The sequence below is a fragment of the Azospirillum sp. NS33 genome (assembly GCF_059703765.1).
Window position 1 is genome coordinate 1 of sequence record NZ_BAAKJB010000061.1, and the last position, 23,005, is coordinate 23,005.

Consider the following 23,005-nt stretch of genomic DNA (forward strand, 5'->3'; position numbering starts at 1 on the left):
GTGGCCTCCAGGGGCTCGCCGGGGCGGGGCTGGAACAGGCGCATGGTGGGGAACCAGGGGCGCACCGCGGTGCCGAGCTGGGTCCAGTCGCGGCGGCCGAAGCGCCACACCGGCACGCCCAGCGCCCCCGCCAGCTCGCCCGCCGACATGGCCGGCGAGATCACCAGGTCGAGGGCGGCGACGAGCGCCGCGGCGGCCTCGAAATCGTCCTTGAGGTCGAGGTCCTCCCAGCCGTGCACCCGCACCCCGAAGCGCCGTTCGGCCTCGGCGATCTCGGCCGCGCAGTCACCGTACTGCAGGTTGACGAACACCGCCCCGGGCACCGCGAACAGCGGCCCCCAGGCGTCCAGCCGGGTGTAGGCGCCCGCCCGCTCCCGGGTCATCAGGCCGCTGCGCCAGCCGATGCCGACCTTCAGCCCCGGGCCAAGCGCCGCCACCCGGTCGCGCCACGCCGCCACCCGCGCCGGATCGGGGACCAGCCACCCCGGGCGCCCCGGGAACCGGGCGATGGCGGGCCGCAGGTAGCGGGGCAGCGTTCCCGCCGGGACGTGCACGTCGGTGTCGCGCCGGTCGTCGCCGGCCGCCGGGCGCACCGTCGTCCCGGGAAAGGAGCGGGCGAACAGCGTCACCAGGCGGCAGTCGCATTCGATCACCAGATGACGGGCCCGGCCCGCGAGGTCGGGGTAACAGGAGGCGAACAGGAACTCGTCCCCCACCCCCTGCTCGCGCCACACCAGGGCGCGCGCGGTGGCGAGGTTCTCGCCGCGCCAGCCCCGCGCCGCGAAGCGCCGGACGTGGCGGCGGAGTTGGTCCGTGCCGAATCGCCAGTCGTGCCCGGCCCACCCCTCGCGCAGCCGCCCCTGTTCCAGCAGCAGCAGGCCGAGGTCGTGGTGGGCCTGGGCGTGGCGCGGTCCGGCCGCCAGCGCCGCGCGGTAGGCGGCCTCGGCCTCGGCCGGCCGGCCGGCCCGGTGCAGCAGGTGCCCGAGATTCGCGTGGGCGTCGGCCGACGCCGGGTCGAGATCGAGGGCGCGGCGATGGCACGCCTCCGCCTCCACCGGCCGGCCGAGCGCGGCGCACGCGTTGCCGAGGTTGGTCCACACCGCCGCCCGGCCGGCGTCGAGCGCCACGGCACGACGCAGCACCGCTTCGGACGCGGCGATCCGGTCCAGCGTGTGGAGGGCGCCCCCGAGGTTGACGTAGGCCTCCACCCGGTCGGGATCGCAGGCGACCGCCCGCCGGTGTGCCGCCGTGGCCGCTGGCCCCTCGGCCAGATTGCCCAGCTGGGTGTGCGCCAGCCCGAGGTCGGGGCGCAGGCGCAGCGCCCGGCGCAGGCAGCGGTCCGCCTCCGGGAGCCGCTCCAGCCCCACCAGCACGACGCCGCGGTTCAGCCAGTGGCCGGCACCGTCGGGCTGCGCCACCGACGCGCGGCGCAGCGCGGTCTCGGCCTCCGCGGGCCGGCTCGCCGCCTGCAGCGCCCCGGCCTGGCCGGCGTGGGCCGCCGCGTTGCCCGGGTCCGCCGCCGCGGCCGCGCCGAAATGCATGGCGGCGGCGGCGTGGTCACCCCGCCGCTTGAGCAGCACGCCCAGAAGATGGTGGGCCACGGGATGGCCGGCCGCGACGGCGAGAAGCGCGCGGACCGCCCGTTCGGCCCCCTCCGCATCACCCGATCGGTAGAGGGACACCGCCCGGTCGAGGGCCGTCGGGTCGACCGCGCCGGCGGGGTCCGGGACGGGGTCGGGGGCGGGGGGCGGGACGAGGTGGCGGAGCGCCGCGGCCATGCGGGCCAGGGTGGCTTCCAGGGGCTCGCCGGGGCGGGGCTGGAACAGGCGCATGGTGGGGAACCAGGGGCGCACCGCGGTGCCGAGCTGGGTCCAGTCGCGGCGGCCGAAGCGCCACACCGGCACGCCCAGCGCCCCCGCCAGCTCGCCCGCCGACATGGCCGGCGAGATCACCAGGTCGAGGGCGGCGACGAGCGCCGCGGCCGCCTCGAAATCGTCCTTGAGGTCGAGGTCGTCCCAGCCGTGCACCCGCACCCCGAAGCGCCGTTCGGCCTCGGCGATCTCGGCCGCGCAATCGTCGTATTGCAGGTTGACGAACACCACCCCGGGCACCGCGAACAGCGGCCCCCAGGCGTCCAGGCGGGTGTAGGCGCCCGCCCGCTCCCGGGTCATCAGGCCGCTGCGCCAGCCGATGCCGACCTTCAGCCCCGGGCCGAGCGCCGCCACCCGGTCGCGCCACGCCGCCGCCCGTGCCGGCTCGGCGACCAGCCAGCCGGCCCGCCCCGGGAAGCGGGCGAGCGTGCCGCGGACAAGCAGTGGCAACCGGCCGGCCGGGGCGTGGGCGGCGGCGTCCACGGGAACGACCCTTTCCCCCCCGTCCGGCCCCACCGTCTCGGCCCGAACCGTCGCCTGGGGCAGCGCACGGGCGAACAGACCGACGAGGCGCGGCTCGCATTCGACGACCAGCGCCCCGGCGGCGGCCGCCGCCGACGCGTAGCACGACGAGAACATCAGCTCGTCGCCGATCCCCTGCTCGCGCCACACCAGCAGCGGGCGGCCGGTCAGCCGTTCGCCCCGCCAGAGGGGGGCAGCGATCGCCCGGTCCACGCAGCCCTGGCTGCGGAATCGCCATTGGTAGCCGTCCCAGCCGGGCTTGAGGTTCCCCGCCTCGAGCGCCAGAAGGCCGAGGTTGTGGCGGGCGACCGGCAGATCCGGGGCGACCCGCAGGGCGCGGCGCAGCCCCGCTTCGGCGGCGGCGGCGCCGTGCCGGGTCCAGCGCACGACGCCCAGGTTCGCGAGCGCCTCGGCGTAGTCCGGGGCCAGCGCCAGGGCCACGCCGTAGACCCGCTCCGCCGCGTCCGGCCGGCCCAGGACCTGATGCACCAGGCCCAGGTTCGCCAACGCCTGGGCATGGTCGGGCATCAGGCGCAGGGCGCGCCGGTGGCCGGTCTCCGCGTCGCCGATGCGGCCCTGCGCGTGGCGGATCTCGCCGAGGCCGGTCAGGGCGTCGGCCCCGTCCGGCTGCACCGCCAGGGCACGCCGGCGCAGCGCCTCGGCCGCGGCCAGGTCCTTGCGGGCGGCGAGCAGGCCGGCCAGGTTGTCGAGCGGCCGGACATAGTCGGGCCGGACCGCGAGGGCACGGCGGTAGCCGGCCATCCGGTGGTCGAAGGGCATGGCGGCGCCGCGACCGCAATCGTCCAGCCCGGCGGCAAGGTTGTGCCACGCCGCGGCGCACCCGGGGTCGAGGACGAGGGCCCGGCGCAGCGCCGCCTCGGCGGCGCCGGGACGGCGCAGGCCGAACAGGCAGATGCCGAGGCTCACCAGGTCGGCCACGGCGGCGGCGCTGCCGGACCGGTCGCCGGCGGCGCCCGCCAGCGCGGTGCGCAGGGGCGGCTCGGCCTCGGCCAGGCGCCCCGCCCCCAGCAGCAGCAGCCCCAGCCGGCGGTTGAGGTCGGCGTCGGACGGCGCGTCGGCCAGGGCGCGGCGCAGCGCCAGCTCGGCGTCGCCGTGGCCGAGGGCCGAGAGGCACAGCGCCAGGGTGCGCCACGCCGCGGCATGGCGCGGCACGCGCACCACCACCTCGCCGAGGTGCGGCACCGCCAGCTCGGGCTGGCCGGCATCGGCGTAGAGGGTCGCCAGGCGGAAGCGCGCCTCGCTGTGCTCCGGGCGGCGCGCCACGGCGGCGGCGTAGGCGCGGGCCGCCTCGCGGTGGCGTCCCGCCGCCTCCAGGGCAACACCCTCGTCGTGGGCGGCGTCCGCATCCTCGGGCCGGAGCCGGCCGACGCGGTGAAACCCCGCGGCGGCGGCCACCACGGCGCCGCGCGCGAAAGCCAGCCGGGCCAGGCTGCGGTGGGCTTCGGCGAAATCCGGCAGGGCGGCCACCGCGCCGGCGATCAGGGCGCCGGCGCGATCCGCCCGGCCCATCTGGTGGGCCAGGACGCCGGCGAGATGAAGGGCGTCGGGATTCGCGGGATCCTCCCGCAGCACGTGCCGGTACAGCGCGGCCGCGTCGTCGAGCCGCCCCTCCCGGTGTCGGGCGACGGCATCGGCCAGCACCTGGTCCAGCGCGGCCGGCGGTGGGGTCACGGGGTCGGGTCGGCCGCGTGATCGGCCGGATGGTCGGCCGCGCCGTCGGTGCCGGCCGCCTCGTCGTCGCCGAGCGCCGCCTCGGCACGGCCGGCCCCCTTGAACAGCTTCCGGCAGATCTTGAGCGCGCGGTAATAGTTGCGCGCCTCCACGAGCTGCGCGATCTCGTCGAGGTCGCGGGCGCTGTCGGGTCGGGCGGCGCGCGTCTCCTCGAGGATGCCGTTGAAGCGCGTGAGGTTCAGCGCCGCGTCCTCGGGGAAGATGTAGACCAGCTGAATGACGAAATAGAGCTTCTTTTCGATGCAGTCGATCTGCTCTTCCTTCAGCACCTCACGCCCACGCAGAAAGTTGGCCGTGTTGTAGAGGAAGAATGAGCCTGGACGATCCCCGGCACCGATGACGGCGCCATTGATGATGACCTTCTCGTTGGGGCGCAGAACGAACTTGAGAGGCATGAATCACTACCCGGTGCGTGCCGCGGCGGCGGTGCCGCCAAAAAAAGAACGGGCGGCGGCTGGTGCCGCCGCCCGTCCGGGGCGATCCTACCCGAAGACGCCGGCTTAGAACAGCCGCAGGATCGACTGCTGCGACTGGTTGGCCAGGGAGAGGGCGATGGAGCCGAGCTGCTGCTGCGTCTGCAGGGCCAGCAACTTGGCGCCTTCCTCGTTCTGGTCGGCCAGGGTCAGCTTGTTGGCGCCTTCCACCAGCACGTCGCTGAACTCCTTGGTGAAGTTCTCGCGGGTCGTGACGATGTTCAGGTTCGTGGACAGCGTCTGCGAGGACGACCGCAGGTGGTCCTTCGCGTAGTCGATGCTCTCCACCGCCTTGTCGATGTCGCCGCGGTCCGCCCAGTCGTTCTGCGCGTAGTCGAGGCGCATGCCCTGGCCATCGGTGGTCAGGTTCTGGCTGAGCACGTTGATCGAGTTGGTGTTGCGCTCGTTCAACTGCACCGTCAGGTCGTTCGACGAGTTGGCGTCGGTGACCTGGATGGTCGTCAGGTTGGCCGCGCAGTTGGCCGAGGCCGCCTGCTTGACGGTCTTCTCGTCGACGTTCAGGCGCACCGTGCCGGTGTCGAACGCGAAGGCGTTCTCGCCGTTGGACAGCTTGCCCTCGCCGCGGGCGGCCGTGCCGTCGCGGGTGATCTGCTGGCCCGACAGGCTGGTCGCGGTGATCTGGATGTCGACGCTCTTCTCGATGGTCGAGATCCCGTTGCCGTCGTTGGCCGCCTGCTCCAGCAGCTTGCGGTCGACGGTGAACGACACCACCGTGCCCGACGCGAAGCTCTCGGAGATCTTCTTGGTCAGGGCGTTCTCGGCCTTGGCGCTGACGGTAACCTCGCGGGCCGAGTTGGGGGTCGTGGCACCGGTCAGGGTCAGGGTGTCACCGGAGGCCGAGGCGCTCGCCAGGTCGAAGCTGGTGCCCGACAGCCGGCCGCCCGAGGTGAGCGCGGTGGAGATCGAGTTGCTGAGGTGGGCGGCCACGTTGGCGGTGGCCGTCTGGCCCACCGCCACGTCGGCGGCGGTCGCGGTGTAGGCGAAGGTCTGGCCTTCCACCGTCACCGAGAAGATGTCGCCTTCCTCGATGGTGCCGCTGATCTTGACCGCGGTGACCTGCGCGGTGGCCGAGGCCGCCGTGGTGTTGGTCGTGGCGGCGATCGACTGGCTGTTGTCGAAGTAGGAGATGGTGCGCGACTCGGTGCCGTCGCCGACGATGAACGAGCGCTCGCGGCCAGTGGCGCCGCGGACCTCGACCGACACGTCGGAGAAGTTGCCGAGCGAGCTGCTCTGGGTGCCCGACAGCTTCAGGCCGGTCAGGCCGTGCGCCGCCTCCGCCTCGTTGATGTCGCCGGCCTTGCCCTCGATCGAGCCGTCACCCTTGATGCGGACCGAGTAGGTGTCGGTGGCGATGACGTTGGTGACACGGGCGTTGTCGACACCGGCGATGGTGTTGACGGCGGCGCGCGACGTGCTGGTGGTGTCGAGGCGCAGACCGTTGCCGGCCAGCAGGTTCTTGCCCTGGTAGCTGCTGTCCTCGGCCAGCTTGTCGATCTGGCCCTTCAGCGAGTTGAACTGCTCGGCCAGCGCCTTGCGGGTGGCCACCGAGCCGGCGTCGTTGCCCAGCGCGGAGTAGGCGGCGGTGGTCAGACCGCGGGCCTGCTCGATCAACGCGTCGATGGACGAGATGCCCTTGTCGGCCGCCTTGATGGTGCTGATGGCCTGGCCCATGTTGTCCTTCAGCGCCGACAGGTCGCCCGCACGCTGGGTCAGGCCCTTGGCGGCGAAGAACGCGGTCGGGCCGTCGAGGGCCGAGTTGACCTTGTTGCCGGTGGAGAGGATCGTCTGCTTCTGCGAAATCTTGTCGTTCACGTTCTGCAGCTGCAGAAGGTTGGAACGCATCGACGAGCCGAGCGTGACGTCGTTAACGGCCATGGAACTCACTCCTTTGGAGACGAACCTCGCGCCGGCCCTTGCGCCGGGGAGGGGGGACTAATTCCCCGCCGTATGAGGTAGGCAAGAAGCGTACCAGTCCGAAGCTGCCGCCCGAACGGGGCAATTCCTGCCCCCGCCACCGCCGGGCGGCGGCACCGCTCGAACGGGCTAGGCAGAATTTGCCGGGCGCCCGGCAGATTGTGCCTCCTCCTCGGCACCCTTTGCCGGCCCGGCAATCCCTGCCGGGTGCGGACCGGCAAGGTCTGCCGGCTGGCCGTCCGTCCCCAGGACGATGGTCCGGCACACCGCCAGGGGGCCCGCCGCCACCGCCGCGCTGCCCCACGACCAGCCCACCCCGAACCCCGACAGCAGGAGCCGCATCGGCCGTTCGCGGAGGTCGTCGGCCAGGGCGTGGGTCAGCGCCAGCGGGATGGACGCGGAGCTGGTGTTGCCGAAGCCGGCCAGCGCCAGCACGGTGCGCTCCGGCGCCGCGCCGATCTTCTGGCCGAGGTGGCGGATCATCTGGGCGTTCGCCTGGTGCATCACCACCCGGTCCACCTGGTCCATCGTCCATCCCGCCCGGTCCAGCGCGGCGCGGATGTTGCCCGGCACCTCGCGCAGGGTGAAGGCGAAGACCTGGGTGCCGTCCATGGTCAGGCGGGCCGGCTCGTCGGGCCGCCGCAGCCCTCCCCCCGGCACCATCAGATAGGGTGCGCCGGCCCCGTCGGAACCGAGGGCGAAGGCCATGGCCGGCGCGTCGGCGTCGGCCTCCAGCGCGGTCGCCGCGGCGGCGTCGCCGAACAGCGGCGCCACCGCCCGGTCGGCGGGGTCCAGCAGCCGCGACGTGGTGTCGCCGGCCAGCAGGAGCGCCCGCCGGACCCCGGCCGCCCTCATCAGCGCCGACGCCACCCACAGCCCGTAGACGTAGCCGGAGCAGCCCAGCCCCATGTCGAACACGGCGGCCGCCTTGGGCAGGCCGAGCGCCCGGTGCAGCAGGAATCCGCTGCCCGGCAGGATGTGATCGTGGGTCTGCGACACCAGGATCAGCAACTCGACGCCACCCGCCTCCCAGCCCAGCCGGTCCAGCAGGTGGCGGGCCGCGGCCAGGGCCAGGTCGGAGGTGCACTGGTGGGGCGGCACGACGTGGCGGGCCTCGATGCCGGTGGCCGCGGCGAGACGCCGGGCGGCGTCCGCGCCGAACCGCGATGCGAGGTCGTCGGTGGTGAGGCGGGGCTCCGGCACGCAGCTCACCACCCCGGCGATGCGCACCCCCTCGGTCGTCATGGCAACCATGGCATCTCCCCATCGCGGTCCGCCGCCGCCAGGAAGTCCAGCAGCGCGGCGCCGACGGGTCCCGGCCGCTCGCCGTGGGGCAGGTGGCCGGCGCCCCCGATCCGCACCACCGGGACGCCGGCCGGCAGCCGGTCGGCCGCCGGCTCCGGGATGACCGCGTCCCGGTCGCCCCAGACGATCTGCACCGGGACGCGCAGCGCCGGCCAGTCCACCGGCGCCGGATCGGCCCCCGGCGGAAACGAGGCGGCGAGGACGCGCTCCAGCGCCCCCCGCCGGGCCGGGTCGGCCGCCTGGGCCAGCAGGACCTCGGCGGTGCGCGCGATCAAGGGCGACGGCCCGGCGAACAGCCTGGCCGCGCACGCCGCCGCCTCGCCGATGTCGGCCAGGCGCGGCAGGCGCACCAGCAGATCACGGTCGACCCCAGGCCCCAGCCCGGCGCAGGCGATCAGCGACAGCGCGCCGACCCGCTCCGGCTCCTGCCGGGCGAGGTTCACCGCCACCAGTCCTCCCATGGAATGGCCGACCACGTGGACGCGGGGCAGGCCGAGGGCGTCGAGCACCCGCGCCAGCCAGGGCCCGAACGCGGCCACCGCCCCCTCGCCAACCTCCAGCGTCGACCGGCCATGCCCGGGCAGGTCGACCGCCACCACCGGCCGCGCCGCCGCCAGGGCCGGCGCCAGGAACTGCCAGGTCAGCAGGTCGCCGGCGAAGCCGTGCAGCAGCAGCACCGGCGTGCCGCCGCGGCCGGCGCCAAGGGTGAGCACGGCGGCCTCCCCCCCGGCGACCGCGATGCGCTGCCGCCGCACCCGGCCGGCGCCGGCCGCGGTCACGCCCGCTCACCCACGCCGGATCACCGCAACCGGCGGCTCACGCCGGGACCGGGACGCCGGCGAGCACCATGAGGTCGCCGACCGTGCGGGCCTGGGCCAGCTTCTCGCCCTCCACCACCACCCCGGTCTTCTCGTCCACCAGGGCGATGAAGCTGATGACCGCCAGGGAATCCCAGTCCTCCAGGGAGTCCAGGTCCTCCGTGCCGGTCAGCGTGCCGGGGTCGAGCTCCAGCATCTCGTCCAGCGCCAGCAGAAACTCCTTGCCGTCCATTGTCCTGTCTCCTGTCGGGGCCGGTGGGTGTCGCGTCAGGCCACCGGACGCTGTCCGACGCCGCGGTTGATGTCAGCCCATTCCGGATGGTTCTGCAACAATTTGCAACAATCCTGCCAGCCGAATCCGGGGGCATCGGGCAGCAGCACCGCCAGCATCCGGCGGACCAGCTCCAGGTCCGCGGCCTCGTCGACGCACCAGCGGTGGTGCGGCACGGGGCCGTCCGGGGCGAGCGGGGCGCCGAGGCGGAACCGCTCGGGCCGGTGGTAGACGAAGGGCGTGACGTGCTCCCGCTCGCCCGGCCCGGTGGCCTCCCGCGCCGCGGTGTCGAGCGCCGCGCGGGTGAGGACCTCGGCGTCGAGTCCGCGGGGGAAGCGGGTGGTGTCGATGGCCAGGTAGTCGACCGGCGCCGGCCCGGCGCGGGCGGTGAGAAAGCGCTCCACCGCCTGGTCCACCAGCGCCGGGTCGATGAGCGGGCAGTCGGCGGTGACGCGCACGACCACCTCGGCCTCCGCCGCCGCCGCGGCCCCGGCAAAGCGGCCGAGCACGTCGGCCTCGTCGCCCCGGAACACCGGCACGCCGAGGCGCGCCGCCGCCACCGCCACCGGGTCGTCGGCGGGGTTCGCGGTGGTCGCCAGCACCACCGCGTCGACGCCGCGGCAGCGCGACAGGCGGCCGAGGTGGTGGGCCAGCAGCGAGGCCCCCGCCGCCGTCATCAGCACCTTGCCGGGCAGCCGCGACGAGGTCATCCGCGCCTGGGAGATGCAGACCACCCGCGGCCGCCGCACCGCGGCGCCGCTGCTCACCGCTCGTCCTCCGGTGCCAGCATGTCCCAGCGCAGCGGTTCGCCCCGGCGCAGCGGCCGCGCCGCGCGCCGGCCCAGGACCGCCGGCAGATGCTTGGGCGCCAGCCCGAAGCCCGGACGGATGGAGCGCACGGTGGCGGCGCTCAGCGGCTCGCCCGCCGCAACGTCGGCGGCGACGTAGAGCGAGCGCCGGTAGTCGCGCCCCCCGGCCTCGCTCGGCTGCACCGCGTAGCTCACCCGCCCGAGCGCCGCGTGGGCGGTGCGCACCGCCCCCACCATCGCCTTGAACTCCGCCGGCTCCAGGGAGAACGCCGCGTCGACGCCACCGTCGTCGCGCGACAGCACGAGGTGCTTCTCGATGATGGCCGCACCCAGGGCGGTGGCCGCCACCGGAACGGCGATGCCGTGGGTGTGGTCCGACAGGCCGGCCGGCACCCCGAAGGCCGCGCCGAGATGGGGTATGGTGGCGAGGTTGCAGTCCTCCGGCGGCGTGGGGTAGCCGCTGACGCAGTGCAGGAGCGCCAGCGGCGCCCCGGCGGCGGCCTCCACCGCCTCGGCGATCTCGCCCAGGGTGGCGAGGCCGGTGGAGACGATCAGCGGCCGCCCCGACCGGGCGGCACGGCGGATCAACGGCAGGTCGACGATTTCGTACGAGGCGATCTTGTAGGCCGGGGCGTCGAGCCCCTCCAACAGGTCGATCGCGGTCTCGTCGAAGGGCGAGCTGAAGATGGTGAGCCCCAGGGAGCGGGCGTGGGCGAACAGCTCGGCGTGCCAGTCCCAGGGCGTGTGCGCCTCGCGGTAGAGGTCGTGCAACGTGCGCCCGGCCCACAGCCCGCCCTCGAGGCGGAAACCGGGCCCGTCGTGGTCCAGGGTGATGGTGTCGGCGGTGTAGGTCTGCAGCTTGACGGCGTCCGCCCCGGCCCTGTGCGCCGCCTCCACGAGGGCCAGCGCACGGCGCCGGTCGCCGCCGTGGTTGCCCGACATCTCGGCGATCACGTAGGGGGGGTGGCCGGGCCCGATGGGCCGTCCGGCGATGGAGAAGGCGGCGGGCATCGTCACTCCCGGGGCTCGGGCAGCAGGGCGCGCGCCTCCTCGCACAGGGCGAGCAGGCGGGTCACGGAATGGCAACGGTCGACGGTGTCGGCGAAGCGGCGCCGCGCGACCGCACCGAGGTCCCGGCGCAGGTCGGCGTCGGCCCACAGGGCCACCGCCCGCTCCACGTAGGCGCCGCGGTCGGCGACCCGCAGCGCGGGGCCGACGACCGAGGCGACGTCGCCGGACGGCAGGGTCACCACCGGCACGCCGTCGCCGATGGCGATGGCGGCGCTGCCGCCGCCGCCCTGGCGGGGCGGGTTGAGCACGGCCCCGCACCGGGCGTGGAAGGCGCGGATGTCGTCGACGTGGCCGAGCGGCCGCAGCCGCGCCGCGTGGCGGGAGGCGGCGAGCCGGCCGGGCAGCGCCGGCGCCGCGCCGGCGAAGGCGACGACGGCGCCCGGGCAGCGGTCGAGCACCGCCTCCGCCAGGGCCAGGAAGGCGGCGTCGGCCTCGTCGTCGAGGCGGGTGCCGACGACGCCGAACACGAAGCCGTCGCCCAAACCGAAATCCACCGCCGCATCCGCGGTCGGCGGCAGGGTGAAGCCGAAGCCGAAGGGGCGGTAGCGCGCGGCGAAGGGGGCGCGGTAGAGGGCGGGAAGCCCGGCGGTCGGGTCGCCGTCGTCGTAGCCCAGCACGAGGTGGGCCAGGGAGGTGGTCACACCGGACGTCGTGGGCAGGCACACCACCGGCCGGGCGTCGGCGCGGGCGATGAGGTCGGCGGCGACGTTGTTGCCGCCGAAGGAGATCACGACGTCCGGGTCGAGCTGGTCGATGCGGCCGACGATGGCGCGCAGCTTGGCGGCGTCGAAGGCGGGGGTGGTGAACGACGCCATGGCCACCCGCGCGCCGAACATCTCCACCCGCGCCGCCCCGTCGTAGCGGCTCTCCACCTCGGCGCAGAACGGCGGCATGAACAGCCCCTCGACCCGCAGCGGCATCAGGTTGGCGTTGACGATGGTGGTGTCGACGCCGGCGTCGCCCAGGCGGCGGGCGAAGTCGAAGGCGTCGCGCGACGGCTGGTGGCGGTCCCCCAGGAACTGGTTGGTCACGACCACGGCGCGCCGCATCGGCCCGGGACGCGGCGCACGGCGCACCGGCGCGATGGCCCAGCGCTCGGCCACGGTGTCGACCAGCACCTCGTAGAACCGGAACAGGTCGCAGACGGAAAAGGTCGGGGCCGACTCCGGCGCCGCCCGTCCCAGGAAGATCTGGCGGGTCATGGCCCAGTAGACGTAGTGCATCAAGGCCGGCGGCACGCTGTCGCCACCGAGAAGCAGGTAATGCAGGATGCGCTGGTAATGGTAGAGGTCGCCGGTCAGCGCGAACAGCACCGAGTTGAGCCGGATCACGTCGCCGGTCGGCGGCGCCTGGCGCAGGTGCTCGGCGAGCGCGACACGGCTCTCGAGATCGAGGTCACGGCGCAGGCGCTCGCAGGTGGCGGCGAACGCGTTGATGGTGTCGGCGTCGAACTGCCGCGCCGTCAGGAAGGGCATGAGGGGGGCGGCGGCGACCGCGGCGGCGGCGGTGGCGGCGGGCGGAGCCGCGGGACGGCCGGTCATGGCCCGGCCTCCCGGGCGGACCACAGGGCGCGCGCCTCCTCGGCGTGGCCCAGCAGACGGGCGATGGAGTGGCGGCGGTCGATCACCGCGTCGAAGCGCGCCCGGCCACGCTCGCCCTGCCGCGCCCGCAGGGCGGGATCGCCGGCCAGCGCCACGGCCCGCGCCACGAAGGCGGCGCGGTCGGGGACGTGGGAGTCCGGCCCGGTGACGCTGGCCACGTCGCCGCCGGCGAAGGTCACCACCGGCACCCCTTCGGCGAGCGCGTAGGCGGCGCTGGCGCCGCCGCCCTGGCGGGGCGGGTTGAGCACGGCGCCGCAGCGGCGGTAGAGGGCGCGGATGTCGGCGACATGACCGAGGCAGCGCAGGCGCGCCGCGTGGCGGGAGGCGGCAAGGCGGCCCGCCAGTCCCCGCGCGTGGCCGGCGAAGGCGACCACCGCGCCCGGCGCCCGGTCCAGCACCTCCTCCAGCAGGGCGATGAAGGCGGCGTCGACCTCCTCGTCCAGCCGGGTGCCGACGACGGCGCAGACGAACGCGTCGCCGAATCCGGCCTCCCCGCCGGCTTCGCTCCCGGCGCCGGTGGGCGGCAGGGAATAGCCGAAGGAGAACGGCCGGAACCGCCGGGCGAAGGGGCCGCGGTAGAGGGCGGGCAGATCGGCGGTGTAGTCGTGCTCGTCGAAGCCCAGCAGGATGTCGGCCAGCGACATGGTCAGCCCCGAGGTGGTCGGCAGGCAGACCACGGGCCGCGCCCCGGCCAGGGCGCAGAGATCGGCGGCGATGTTCGACCCGCCGAAGGCCACCACCACGTCGGGGTCGTAGCGGTCGAGGGTGTCGAGGATCGCGGCCAGCTTGGCGCGCTCGAAGGCGCGACCGGTGAAGGACGCCATCCGCACCCGGCGCCCGAACATCTCGACCTCCCGCACCCCCTCGTAGGCCTCGATCAGTTCCACCACCATCGGCGGGATGAACAGGTTCTCGATGCGCAGCGGCATGAGGTTGGCGTTGACCACCGCCACCTCCAGCCCGTGGTCGTCCTGGAGGCGGGCGGCGACGTCGAAGGCGTCGCGCGACGGCTGGTGGCCGTCGCCGGTGAACTGGTTGGTGACCACCGCGACCCGGCGGATCGGCCCCGGCCGCCCCGGCCGGCGCACCGGCGCCAGCGCCCAGCGCCGCGCCAGGGCACGCACCATCGCCTCGTAGAACCGGAACAGGTCGCAGGCGCCGAAGGCCGCCGCGGTGCCCGGTGCGGCGCGGCCGAGGAAGAGTTGGCGCTGCAGGCACCAGTACGTGTAGTGCAGCAGTTCCGGCGCCACCCCGTCGATGCCGAACAGCAGATAGTGGAGGATGCGCTCGTAGTGGTAGAGGTCGCCGGTGAGCTGGAACAGCACCGAATGGACCCGGATGGTGTCGCCGATGGGCGGCCGGCGGCGCAGCCCGTCGGCCAGGGCGATGCGCGTGTCGAGGTCCAGTTCGCGGCGAATCCGCTCGCACAGGGCGCTGAACCGGGCGATCGCGTCGGCGTCGAAGTCGCGCGCCGTCAGGTGGCCCATCAGGTCGTCGACCAGCGCCCGCGCCGCCGGATCGGTCGGCATGAAACGACGCTCCGGAGCGGCCATCGGACTCCCGTCTCCCTGACACCAGACCGCACTGGTAGCGGGCTTTGGCCCAGGATTCAACACCGGCGCGTCCGCCGGCCCCGTCTCCACCCCGGCCCGCCACCCCCGGGCGCCGTCGGCCGGGGCGCGGCCCGATCCGGTGAACCCGCTTACGGCATCTCCCCGCCGATCAGCTCGGCCGCGGCGGCCAGGCTCTCCGGCGTGCCGATGTCGACGAAGCGGGCCCGGGCGACCACCGCGTGAAGGGTGCCGGGCGGCAACCGCTCCAGCACGTCGCGCTCCAGCGACACCGCGTCGGACGCGGCGATGCGGTCGAGGAAGCCGGCGGTGAACAGGTAGACCCCGGCGTTGATGGTGCCGCTGCCCGGCGCCTTCTCGGCGAAGCGCAGCACCCGCCCGTCGGCGCCGATCTCGACCCGCCCGAACCGGGAGGCGTCCTCGACCTCCACGCACAGCACCGACGCCTCGGCGCCGGACAGCCGGTGGGACGCGACGAAGGCCCGGAGGTCGGCGTCGAGGAAGGTGTCGCCGTTGACCACCAGCACGTGGGGCGTGCGCAGTTCGGCGCGCACGTAGCGCAGGGCACCGGCGGTGCCCAGCGGCCGCGGCTCGACCTGGCAGACCACGTCGATGGCGTGATGGGAATCCCCCTGGGCCAGCCAGGCGGTCACCCGGTCGGCCAGATGCCCGAGGCACAGCACCGCACGCTGCGCGCCGTAGCGGGCGAGATAGTCCAGGAGATGGGCGAGGAAGGCCCGGCCGGCCACCGGCGCCAGCACCTTGGGCATGTCGCCGAGCACGCCGCGGATGCGCGTGCCGAGCCCCCCCGCCAGCACCGCCACGTCAACGGAGCGCAGGGCGTCCTCAGGCCGCACCGTTCGACCCTCCGGTGCGGCGCGGCATCGGCGCCAGGCCGCCCCGCGGCGCGATGGTCTGTAGATGGGTCATCACCGTGCGCATCCCCCTGGCCCCCGCGGCCCCTCCCCAGGAACCGCACCGACGCGTTATGGGACGGCTAGGTTAACGATTCATTGAGGCATGTCATCGGAATTCATCGGTGGCGACCCGGCGATAGGGCCCCCGCCGGGCGGAACGGCGGGAAAGGCGGCCAAGGTGTGGGTCCGCGGGAAGGGGTGCCGCCGCTCGTCCCACTCGCTCTTGAGCAGCTCGAAGACGTGGACGTCGTGGAACCGCCCGTGCTTCCAGACGTGCTGGCGCAGCACGCCGACCTCGCGGATCCTGAGGCGCCGCTGGATGGCGATCACCGCGTCGTTCCCTTCCATGAACTGGTTGACGAACTTGTTCATGCCGAGGCCGTGGAAGCAGTAGTCCATGATGAAGTTGTAGAGGAAGCCGGCGACCGTGCGCCGGGCCGCGGGGTCGACGATGTAGGAGCCCGACGAGCAGCGCCGGTTGACCCGGTCGATGTCGGTGTAGGCGAGGTACCCGACGGGCCGGTCCTGGTGCTCGACGACGAAATGGACGACGTCGTCGCGGCCCTCCATGGCGCGCAGCCAGGCGCGCTGGCGCTCGACGTCCGGATTCACCAGGTCGGTGAACATGAAGCGGGTGATCGCCGGGTCGGTGCGCCAGGCCAGAAGCAGGGCGGCGTCGTCCGGGGTGGGGTGGCGGAATCGGAAGGGCATGGCGCGGTCACTCGGTCGGCAATCATCCGGTCGGGGATCATCCGGTCGCGGTCACTGGGCGAGGTAGCCGCCGTCGACCGGCAGCGTCACCCCGTTGATCCATCGGGCGGCGTCGGACAGCAGGAAGGCGATCGCCGCGGCCACGTCCTCGGGCCGGCCGAAGCCCATGGGGTGGGCGGCGCGGATGGCGTCGAACTGCTCGGCGGTGGTGGTGCGGCGGAAGCGCTCCATCATCTCCGTCTCGACCATCGCCGGGGCGACGCAGTTGACGCGGATGCCGTCGCGCAGCAGCTCCATGGCCAAGCCGCGTGCCGCCGCCACCAGACCGCCCTTGCTGGCGGCGTAGACCACGTTCCCGGGCTGGCCGATGAAGGCCGCGACGGAGGCCACCAGGACCAGCGCGCCGCGCGGACCGTGGCACCCCTTCTGCCGGAATCCCCGCGCCAGGGCCAGGGCGCTCAGCAGGTTGGCGTGCAGGGTCTCGTCGAAGAAGGCGCGGTCGACCGCGCGCACCGGCTTGCCGACCTGGACGCCGGCGCAGTGGGCCATGCCGTCGAAGGGCCCGGCGGCGGCGAGGTCCTTCAGCCAGGCGGGGATGGCGTCGGCGTCGGCCAGGTCGAAGGGGGCGATGCGGTGCCCCTCCCCCTCCAGGGCCGCGAGGGTCTCGCCCAGCCGGCCGGGGTCGCGCCCGTTGAGGGTGACGCGCGCCCCGCCGCGCGCCAGCAGCACCGCGGTGGCGCGGCCGATGCCGGCCGAGGCGCCGGTCACCAGCACCCGGGCCCCGGACGGAGCGACGGGAACGGTCACGGCGGTGTCGCGGGGCGTGGCCGCCGGCGCGGCGGGGCGGGGCGGGTCATCGCGCAGGTCCACCTTTTTCCGCTTCCTTAATCGTTTCGACCCTAGCGTCGGGTCGGTTAATGTTCGGCGAACGGGCGTGTCGGGCCGGCCCCGGCCCGGTCCGGTCCGGCTGGGGGACGGGAAGGCGACATGAAGGCGGTCATCGACAACATCCGCATCGCCGGCGTGCGCGCCGTGGTGCCGCGACCGCGCCATTCGTTCATGGAGGACCATAGCGTCTTCACCGCCGAGGAGGCCGGAAAACTCTTCGCCGCCACCGGCGTCTACGAGCGCCGCGTGGCGCCGCCCCACATCTGCGCCTCCGACCTCTGCGTCGCCGCCGGCGAGGGGCTCCTCGCCCAGCTCGGCTGGGACCCGAAGAGCGTCGACGTCCTGGTGTTCGTCTCGCAGGACGCCGACTACAACGTGCCGGCCACCGCCTGCATCATGCAGAAGCGCCTCGGCCTGCCCACCACGGCGGCCTGCTTCGACGTCAATCTCGGCTGTTCCGGCTTCGTCTACGGGCTGTGGATGGCGGGACGGCTGCTGGGCGGCTCCGACGGCGCGCGGGCGCTGGTGCTGTGCGGCGACATCAGCTCGCGCCACCTGGTGCCGGGCGACCGCTCCACCCTGCCCCTGTTCGGCGACGCCGGCGGTGCGGCGGCGCTGGAGGTGGCACCGGGGGCACCGCCGTTCCACGCCGTGCTGGGCACCGACGGATCGGGTGCCCGCAACATCTGGGTCAAGGCGGGGGGGCGGCGCAACGCGCTCACCCCGGGCCTGGTGCCCCGCACCGCGGAGGAGGAGGAGCGCCTGTTCGCCGACTCCCGCCTCGCCCTCAACGGCGCCGAGGTGTTCGCCTTCACGCTGCGCGCGGTGCCGCCCCTGGTGCGCGACGCCCTGGACTTCGCCGGGACCACCGTCGACGCCCTCGACGCCTGCGTCATGCACCAGGCCAACGCCTTCATGCTGGAGCACCTGCGCAAGAAGACGAAGATCCCGGCGGACCGCTTCGTGGTGGACATGCACGACTTCGGCAACACCAGCTCCGCCTCGATCCCGCTGGCCATCGCCCACCGCCTCGGCGACAGCCTGGCCACGGGCTCGCGGCGCCTGCTGCTGGCCGGCTTCGGCGTGGGCTGGTCGTGGGGCGCCCTGGTCGGGTCCATCGGGCCGATCCCGGCGCCGGAGGTGGTCGAGCTGCCCGACGACTTCCCCGTGCTGGCGCCGTGACGGCGGGTCCCTTCGACCTTGCCGGCCGGCGCGTCCTGGTGACCGGGGCGTCCGCCGACAGCGACATCGGCCGCGCCCTGTGCGTGACCCTGGCCGGGCTGGGTGCCCGGCTGGTGCTGGCCGGCCGCCGGCCGGACGCGCTGGAGGAGACCCGCCAAGCCCTGGACGACCCCGCGCGCCACACCGTGGCGCCCTTCGACCTCACCGACCTCGACGCCATCCCCGGCTGGATGAAGGGGCTGGCGGCGGACGGCGGGCGACTCGACGGGCTGGTCCATTCCGCCTCGGTGCAGGGGTATTCGGTGCTGCGCCAGGTCGACCGCGCCCAGTTCGACCGCTATTTCACCCTCAACGTCGGCGCCGCCCTGATGCTGGCGCGCGGATTCCAGCAGCGCGCGGTCCATGCCGAGGGCGGCGGCGCCATCGTCCTCGTCGGGTCGGTGGCCGGGCTGGCCGGCCAGAAGGGCCGCTCGCTCTACGCCGCGTCGAAGGCGGCGCTGGTGTCCGTCGCCCAGTCCCTGGCGCTGGAGCTGGCCGACCGCCGCATCCGCGTCAACGTGGTGGCCCCGGCGGTGGTGATGGGCGCCCGGGCGGAACAACAGTTCGCCATGCTGCCGGCCGACCAGAACGCCGCCCTGGCCGCCGCCCACCCCCTGGGCTACGGCGCGCCCGAGGACGTCGCCGCGGCCTGCGCCTTCCTGCTGGCCGACAGCGGGCGCTGGATCACCGGCACAACCCTGCCCGTCGACGGCGGTTTCACCGCCCAGTGAATGACGGCGGTTTCACCGCCCAGTGAATGACGGCGGTGTCACCGCCGGTGCTGGGGGACGGCGGGTGCACCGTCCGGCGAGGCGGCGGCACAGGGCGTCGGCGATGCGCACGGCCCCTTCGCCGTCGACGATCCCGCGCGCCGCCGCGGCCATCGCCCGGCGCCGCGCCGGGTCGCCCCACAGCGCCACCGCCACCGCGACGATCCGCGCGGCCGCACCGGCGCACCGGCCGTCGACGAGGGCGCACCAAGAGACGCGGGCGGAGCCGTCGGCGGCCCGCTCCTGGTTGCCGGCGACCACCGCGAGAACCGCCGGCACGCCGACCGCGGCCAGTTCGGCGGTGGTGGTGCCCGCCGCCGACACCGCCAGCCCGGCCGCCGCCATCAGCCGCCCCATGGCCGGGGTGTCGTGGTGCACCGCCACCCGGCCGCCCAGCCCCGCCGCCAGGGCGTCCAGCGCCGCCGCGCGCGGGTTGGCGCCGCCGACCGCCACGTCGATGCGCACGCCGGCGGGCAGCGCCGCGGCCAGGCCGGCGACGCAGGGCGCGGTGAGACCCAGCGGGTCGGAGCCGCCGAAGGTGACGAGGACCGCAGCGCGGGCGTCGGGCGGCGGCCCGGCGGCCCGCGCCGCGTCGCGGATCTCGCGGCGCAGCGGCGCGTGGGCCGGCCCCAGCAGCAGCGTCGCGCCGGGCGCCCAGCGGTCGTAGGGAAGGGCCGCGGCGTCGAGGGCGGCGTTGACCACGAGGTCGGCGTGGAGCGGCCCGTCGGCCAGATCGTCGAAGGCGAGGACGCAGCGCCCGGACGCCGCGAGGCCGGCCCGCCACGCCGTGCCGAACGCGTAGCCGTCGACCACCACCGCGGCGGCGGCGAGCCGATCGGCCAGGTCCAGCGTGCCGGCGAGGTCCTGCGCCGTGCCCGGGGGACCGGACAGGGCGTGCACGGCGACACCGGCGGTGCGCAGACGCGCCGCCAGCGGCTCGGGAAGGGAGGTCGCGGCGAGATGAAGCGCCAAGCCACGCTCGCCCAGCGCCTCGGCCAGGGCGTGGCAGCGCATGACGTGGCCGGCCCCCTGCTGCGGCCCGGCGTCGGCGCGGAACAGCACCGTGCCGGCCGTCGGGGCGGCGGCGCCCATGGCGGCGCCCATGACGGTGGCGCGTCAGACGAACAGGTTGAAGGTGCCCATCAGCTTCTGGCTGCCGGTCTGCCCCGTCGGGATCGCCTTCATGTTCTCGATGGCGGCGTTGAGGCCGCTCAGCATCTCCTGCTGGCCGGCCGACAGTTCCAGCGGGTTGTCGCCTTTGGCCGGCTGCTTGGCCACCGTGTCGAAGTCCTTGGTGTAGGTCCCCATGCTCAGCTGCAGGGCGTAGTTCTTCGACTCCGTCTTCGCCTCGCCCTTCTCCCGGGCCACGCGGATCGTGTAGTCGCCCCGCTCCAGGGTGTACTCACCCTGCATCATGCTCTTGAAGTTCTCGTACTTGTCGCCGGCTTCCTTGCTGCTGTCGGCGAGGACGAGCCCGTGCTTGTTCATGACCTGGATGTTGACACCGGGGTCGCCGATCTGGCCGAGCGTGACCTCGCCGGTGTTGGCGGCGCGGAACTTGTAGAAATCCGCGGGGTCGCCGCCCGACAGATTGCTGATGACGTTGAGGCGCGTCATGTTCTTCGCCAGGACACCGGCGTCGGTGGCGAAACCGCGGGTGTTCAAGGACGATTTCTTGACGTCCTTGCGGAACTCCTGGACGTTGTCCGGCTGCGCCGATTCCTGCTGCGCCTGAAGCCGCTTGACCGCCGAGTTGATCGAGTCCGTCAGACTCGTGACCATCGAGTTGACGCCGGCCAATCCATCGTCTGCCATGACACCTCTCCCAATCCGCGATCGCTGCCGCATCCCGCCAGTGACCCGCGCGGAGCGTGCGCACACCTCCTGCCACACGCCACCCTACGCCGGCCCGCCTTAACCGTTCCTTAATTCCCGGCGGACGCGCCCTCTGGCCGCCTGAGCCCAAGCAATCGTCGTGCCAAATTCTCCAGGGCGTCGCCGAGCGCGGCCCCGCGGGGCGGCTCGGCCAGCCTCATCGACGGGAACCAGGGCCGGCACCCGGTGCCGAGCGCCGACCAGTCGCCGGGAACGCCGACCCGCCACACCGGCACCCCCGCCGCGCCGGCCAGCTCCCCGACCGCGGTGGGTGCGGCAACCACCAGATCGAGACCGGCCATCACCGCGACCACCCCCTCCAGGTCGTTGCGCAGGTCGAGGTCGGGCCACCGCTGGATGGTGACGCCGAACGCCCGCTCCGCCGCCGCGACCTCGGCCGCGCAGTCGTCATACTGCAGCAGCACCGGCCGCACCCCGGGCAGGGTGAGCAGCGGCCGCCAGGCGTCGAGGGTCGTGTAGGCGCCGGCCCGCTCCGCGGTGATGCGCGCGCTGCGCCAGGCCACCCCCACCCGCAGGCCGGGGCCCAGCGCCGCCAGGCGGTCGCGCCACGCCGCCGCCAGGGCCGGGTCGGGCCGCAGCCAGCCCGTCCGGTCCGGCGGAAACGCCGCCAGGCGGGGACGCAGCCAGCGTGCCAGGTCGGCCATCGGCGCGTGCCGGTCGGCGTCGTCGGGGGCCGCCGTCTCGGCGCGCACGGTGGCGGCGGGAAAGGCCCGGGCGAACAGCCCGACCAGCCGCCGGTCGACCTCCATCACGACGTGACCGGCGGCGGCGATGAGCTCGGGCAGCAGGGTGGCGTGCATCAGCTCGTCGCCCAGGCCCTGTTCCGCCCACACCAGGATTTTTTTGCCGGCAAGATCTTCCCCCTGCCACGCCGGCATGGCCAGGCGCCGCGGCACCGCCTCGCCGGCGGCGAAGCGGTGCGCGTAGTCGGCCCAGCCGCCGGCGAGGTCGCCACGGGCGAGTCGCTGGAAGGCGCGGTTGACCCGGGCGTTCGGCTGGTCCGGCACCAGGGCCAGCGCGCGCGCGGTCGGTGCCACCGCCGCCTCCGGCCGTCCCTGCGCCTGCAAGGCGTGGCCGAGGTTGAGCAGCGCGTCGGCGGTGTCGGGCGCGACGGCCAGGGCGGTGCGGTGGCACGCCACGGCCTCGCGCCAGCGGGCCTGCCCGGCCAGGGCCGTGCCGAGGTTGGACCACGCCTTGGCGTGGCCGGGGGCGACGGCCAGGGCCCGCCGGTGGTCGGTGGCGGCGGCGGCGAACCGCCCCTGCCCCTTGCGGGCGGCGCCGCGGGTGGTCAGCGCCCCGGCAAGGTCGGGGCGCAGGACCAGGGCCTGGCCGCACGCCGCCTCGGCACGCTGCCAGGACCGCACCCGCAGCGCCGCCGCCCCCAGGTTGCCCCAGCTCTCGGCGCTCCGCGGGGCCACCGCGATGGCGCGGCGGTGGGCGTGCTCCGCCGCCGCCGCGTCGGCCGTCCCCTGAAGGGCGACGCCGAGGTTGTTCCAGGCTTCCGGAAACCCGGGGTCGAGGGCCAGGGCGCGGCGATGCGCCGCCGCCGCCGCCGCCCGCCGGCCCAGATCGCCGAGCGCCAGGCCGAGGTTGGTGGGGGCGGCGGCGCGCTCCGGCTCGGCCTCCACGGCGCGGCGGTGCCACGCCACGGCGGCGGCGGGGTCGCCAAGGCGCCGCCGCACCGCGCCCAGCAGATCGAGGGCGGCGGCCCGCCGCCCGCCCAGCGCCGCCGCCCGCTCCAGGCTGTCCGCCGCCTCCGGGAGGCGGCCCTGGAGGTAGAGCGCCCGGCCCAGGGCGGCGTGCGCCTCGGGGTCGCGGCCGGCCAGCGCGACGGCGGCGCGGGCCTGGTCCTCCGCCGCCCCGGCCTGCCCGAGGTCGGCCAGCGCGGCGGCGAGGCCGAGCCGCGCGTCGGCCGCCCCGGGGTCGCCGGCGACGGCGCGCGCCAGCGCCGCACGGGCGTCCTCGGCGCGGCCCAGTTCGAGCAGCAGGGTGCCGAGGTTGGCACGGGCCGCCGCGTAGTCCGGGGCGAGGGCGAGGGCGGCACGGTAGCGCGCCTCCGCTGCCGCGCGCCGCCCCAGCGACTGAAGGGCGCTGCCGAGGTTGTTCAGCGCCTCCGGGAAGGCCGGGCGCAGCTCGACGGCGCGTTCGTAGCTCAGCACGGCCTCCCCCGGCCGCCCCAGCGCCTGAAGCACCGATCCGAAATTGCCGTGGTACTCGGCCACCCCGCCGCGCCGGGCGATGGCGTGGCCGATCAGCTCCGCCGCCGCCGCGTGGGCACCGATCTGGTGCGCCAGCACGCCCAGCAGGTGCAAGGCGTCGGGGTGGCCGGGCTCGGCGTCGAGGGCGCGGCGGTACAGCCCCTCGGCCCGCGGCAGGTCGCCGGCGCGGTGCGCCGCCAGAGCCTGCGCCAGCAGCGGCCCCGCCGCCCCGGTGCGCGCCGCCCCGGTGCGCGCCGGCGGGGGCGGCGGGGGCGGAGCCGGCGGGGGGGGGCCCGCCTCCGGTGCCCCGGGCCCCCGCGGGGGGGGGGCGCGCCCCGGGGCGCGGGGGGGCGCGCTTCGCCCCCAGGGGGGGGGTAGCGGGGGTGCCGCGGGGGGGGGGGGGAAG

The 23,005-nt window shown here is 75.0% G+C and carries 18 protein-coding genes; 2 read left to right on the forward strand and 16 right to left on the reverse strand.

From position 1 onward, the window contains the following. The 13 genes from AC6H2I_RS29885 to AC6H2I_RS29945 all read right to left on the reverse strand — a co-directional run. The coding region (locus tag AC6H2I_RS29885) for a tetratricopeptide repeat protein (protein WP_497504438.1) at positions 1-4,085 on the reverse strand (4,085 nt) is incomplete at its 3' end. Beyond that, positions 4,082-4,540 carry a flagellar biosynthesis repressor FlbT gene (locus tag AC6H2I_RS29890; protein ID WP_497504439.1) on the reverse strand — a complete coding sequence of 153 codons (459 nt, stop codon included), beginning with the start codon at positions 4,538-4,540 and terminating at the stop codon, positions 4,082-4,084. The genes AC6H2I_RS29885 and AC6H2I_RS29890, both read right to left, overlap by 4 nt. A gap of 105 nt (positions 4,541-4,645) precedes the next feature. Continuing rightward, positions 4,646-6,514, reverse strand: a complete 1,869-nt coding sequence (locus tag AC6H2I_RS29895) for a flagellin N-terminal helical domain-containing protein (protein WP_497504440.1) — start codon at positions 6,512-6,514, stop codon at positions 4,646-4,648. 168 nt (positions 6,515-6,682) lie between these two features. Further along, complete coding sequence (locus tag AC6H2I_RS29900) at positions 6,683-7,807, reverse strand: ketoacyl-ACP synthase III (protein WP_497504441.1); 1,125 nt, start codon at positions 7,805-7,807, stop codon at positions 6,683-6,685. Next, positions 7,795-8,637 carry an alpha/beta fold hydrolase gene (locus AC6H2I_RS29905; protein WP_497504442.1) on the reverse strand — a complete coding sequence of 281 codons (843 nt, stop codon included), beginning with the start codon at positions 8,635-8,637 and terminating at the stop codon, positions 7,795-7,797. Before AC6H2I_RS29905 ends, AC6H2I_RS29900 begins: the two co-directional genes overlap by 13 nt. A 37-nt stretch (positions 8,638-8,674) precedes the next feature. Further along, positions 8,675-8,908, reverse strand: a complete 234-nt coding sequence (locus AC6H2I_RS29910; protein WP_497504443.1) for an acyl carrier protein — start codon at positions 8,906-8,908, stop codon at positions 8,675-8,677. Positions 8,909-8,943: 35 nt separating this feature from the next. Then, on the reverse strand, positions 8,944-9,714 hold the full coding sequence (locus tag AC6H2I_RS29915) for a cytidylyltransferase domain-containing protein (protein ID WP_497504444.1): 771 nt from the start codon (positions 9,712-9,714) through the stop codon (positions 8,944-8,946). After that, positions 9,711-10,766 carry a pseudaminic acid synthase gene (pseI, locus tag AC6H2I_RS29920; RefSeq protein WP_497504445.1) on the reverse strand — a complete coding sequence of 352 codons (1,056 nt, stop codon included), beginning with the start codon at positions 10,764-10,766 and terminating at the stop codon, positions 9,711-9,713. Before pseI ends, AC6H2I_RS29915 begins: the two co-directional genes overlap by 4 nt. Before the next feature lie 2 nt (positions 10,767-10,768). Further along, the gene (locus AC6H2I_RS29925; RefSeq protein ID WP_497504446.1) at positions 10,769-12,367 is read right to left on the reverse strand and encodes a glycosyltransferase; all 1,599 of its coding nucleotides are present in this window, start codon (positions 12,365-12,367) and stop codon (positions 10,769-10,771) included. Next, entirely contained in the window at positions 12,364-13,956 is a 1,593-nt protein-coding gene (locus AC6H2I_RS29930; protein ID WP_497504447.1) for a glycosyltransferase family protein, read from the reverse strand. Before AC6H2I_RS29930 ends, AC6H2I_RS29925 begins: the two co-directional genes overlap by 4 nt. Before the next feature lie 173 nt (positions 13,957-14,129). Next, positions 14,130-14,855, reverse strand: coding sequence for a nucleotidyltransferase family protein (locus tag AC6H2I_RS29935; protein ID WP_497504448.1), 726 nt, complete (start codon positions 14,853-14,855; stop codon positions 14,130-14,132). Positions 14,856-15,008: 153 nt separating this feature from the next. Further along, positions 15,009-15,626, reverse strand: a complete 618-nt coding sequence (locus AC6H2I_RS29940) for a GNAT family N-acetyltransferase (RefSeq protein ID WP_497504449.1) — start codon at positions 15,624-15,626, stop codon at positions 15,009-15,011. A gap of 51 nt (positions 15,627-15,677) precedes the next feature. Then, the gene (locus AC6H2I_RS29945; RefSeq protein ID WP_497504450.1) at positions 15,678-16,496 is read right to left on the reverse strand and encodes an SDR family NAD(P)-dependent oxidoreductase; all 819 of its coding nucleotides are present in this window, start codon (positions 16,494-16,496) and stop codon (positions 15,678-15,680) included. Positions 16,497-16,613: 117 nt separating this feature from the next. Between AC6H2I_RS29945 and AC6H2I_RS29950 the strand changes: the two genes are divergently transcribed. Then, a complete protein-coding gene (locus AC6H2I_RS29950; protein WP_497504451.1) occupies positions 16,614-17,696 on the forward strand; it encodes a 3-oxoacyl-ACP synthase III family protein in 1,083 nt (360 codons plus the stop codon). Continuing rightward, complete coding sequence (locus AC6H2I_RS29955; protein ID WP_497504452.1) at positions 17,693-18,466, forward strand: SDR family NAD(P)-dependent oxidoreductase; 774 nt, start codon at positions 17,693-17,695, stop codon at positions 18,464-18,466. Before AC6H2I_RS29950 ends, AC6H2I_RS29955 begins: the two co-directional genes overlap by 4 nt. A gap of 12 nt (positions 18,467-18,478) precedes the next feature. Here the strand turns inward: AC6H2I_RS29955 and pseG are convergent, their stop codons facing one another. From pseG to AC6H2I_RS29970, 3 genes are all read right to left on the reverse strand, one after another. Then, the gene (gene pseG, locus AC6H2I_RS29960) at positions 18,479-19,609 is read right to left on the reverse strand and encodes a UDP-2,4-diacetamido-2,4,6-trideoxy-beta-L-altropyranose hydrolase (RefSeq protein WP_497504453.1); all 1,131 of its coding nucleotides are present in this window, start codon (positions 19,607-19,609) and stop codon (positions 18,479-18,481) included. 12 nt (positions 19,610-19,621) lie between these two features. Beyond that, a complete protein-coding gene (locus AC6H2I_RS29965) occupies positions 19,622-20,320 on the reverse strand; it encodes a hypothetical protein (RefSeq protein WP_497504454.1) in 699 nt (232 codons plus the stop codon). A 110-nt stretch (positions 20,321-20,430) separates the two neighbouring features. Next, positions 20,431-23,005, reverse strand: a 2,575-nt coding sequence (locus tag AC6H2I_RS29970) for a tetratricopeptide repeat protein (protein ID WP_497504456.1), incomplete at its 5' end; no start/stop codon positions are given.

Bases quoted from the DNA above. Each gene is read 5' to 3' on its own strand.
- AC6H2I_RS29890 (WP_497504439.1), bottom strand. From the start codon at position 4,540: ATGCCTCTCAAGTTCGTTCTGCGCCCCAACGAGAAGGTCATCATCAAT.
- AC6H2I_RS29895 (WP_497504440.1), bottom strand. From the start codon at position 6,514: ATGGCCGTTAACGACGTCACGCTCGGCTCGTCGATGCGTTCCAACCTT.
- AC6H2I_RS29900 (WP_497504441.1), bottom strand. From the start codon at position 7,807: ATGGTTGCCATGACGACCGAGGGGGTGCGCATCGCCGGGGTGGTGAGC.
- AC6H2I_RS29910 (WP_497504443.1), bottom strand. From the start codon at position 8,908: ATGGACGGCAAGGAGTTTCTGCTGGCGCTGGACGAGATGCTGGAGCTC.
- pseI (WP_497504445.1), bottom strand. From the start codon at position 10,766: ATGCCCGCCGCCTTCTCCATCGCCGGACGGCCCATCGGGCCCGGCCAC.
- AC6H2I_RS29925 (WP_497504446.1), bottom strand. From the start codon at position 12,367: ATGACCGGCCGTCCCGCGGCTCCGCCCGCCGCCACCGCCGCCGCCGCG.
- AC6H2I_RS29930 (WP_497504447.1), bottom strand. From the start codon at position 13,956: ATGCCGACCGATCCGGCGGCGCGGGCGCTGGTCGACGACCTGATGGGC.
- AC6H2I_RS29940 (WP_497504449.1), bottom strand. From the start codon at position 15,626: ATGCCCTTCCGATTCCGCCACCCCACCCCGGACGACGCCGCCCTGCTT.
- AC6H2I_RS29950 (WP_497504451.1), top strand. From the start codon at position 16,614: ATGAAGGCGGTCATCGACAACATCCGCATCGCCGGCGTGCGCGCCGTG.
- pseG (WP_497504453.1), bottom strand. From the start codon at position 19,609: ATGGGCGCCGCCATGGGCGCCGCCGCCCCGACGGCCGGCACGGTGCTG.
- AC6H2I_RS29965 (WP_497504454.1), bottom strand. From the start codon at position 20,320: ATGGCAGACGATGGATTGGCCGGCGTCAACTCGATGGTCACGAGTCTG.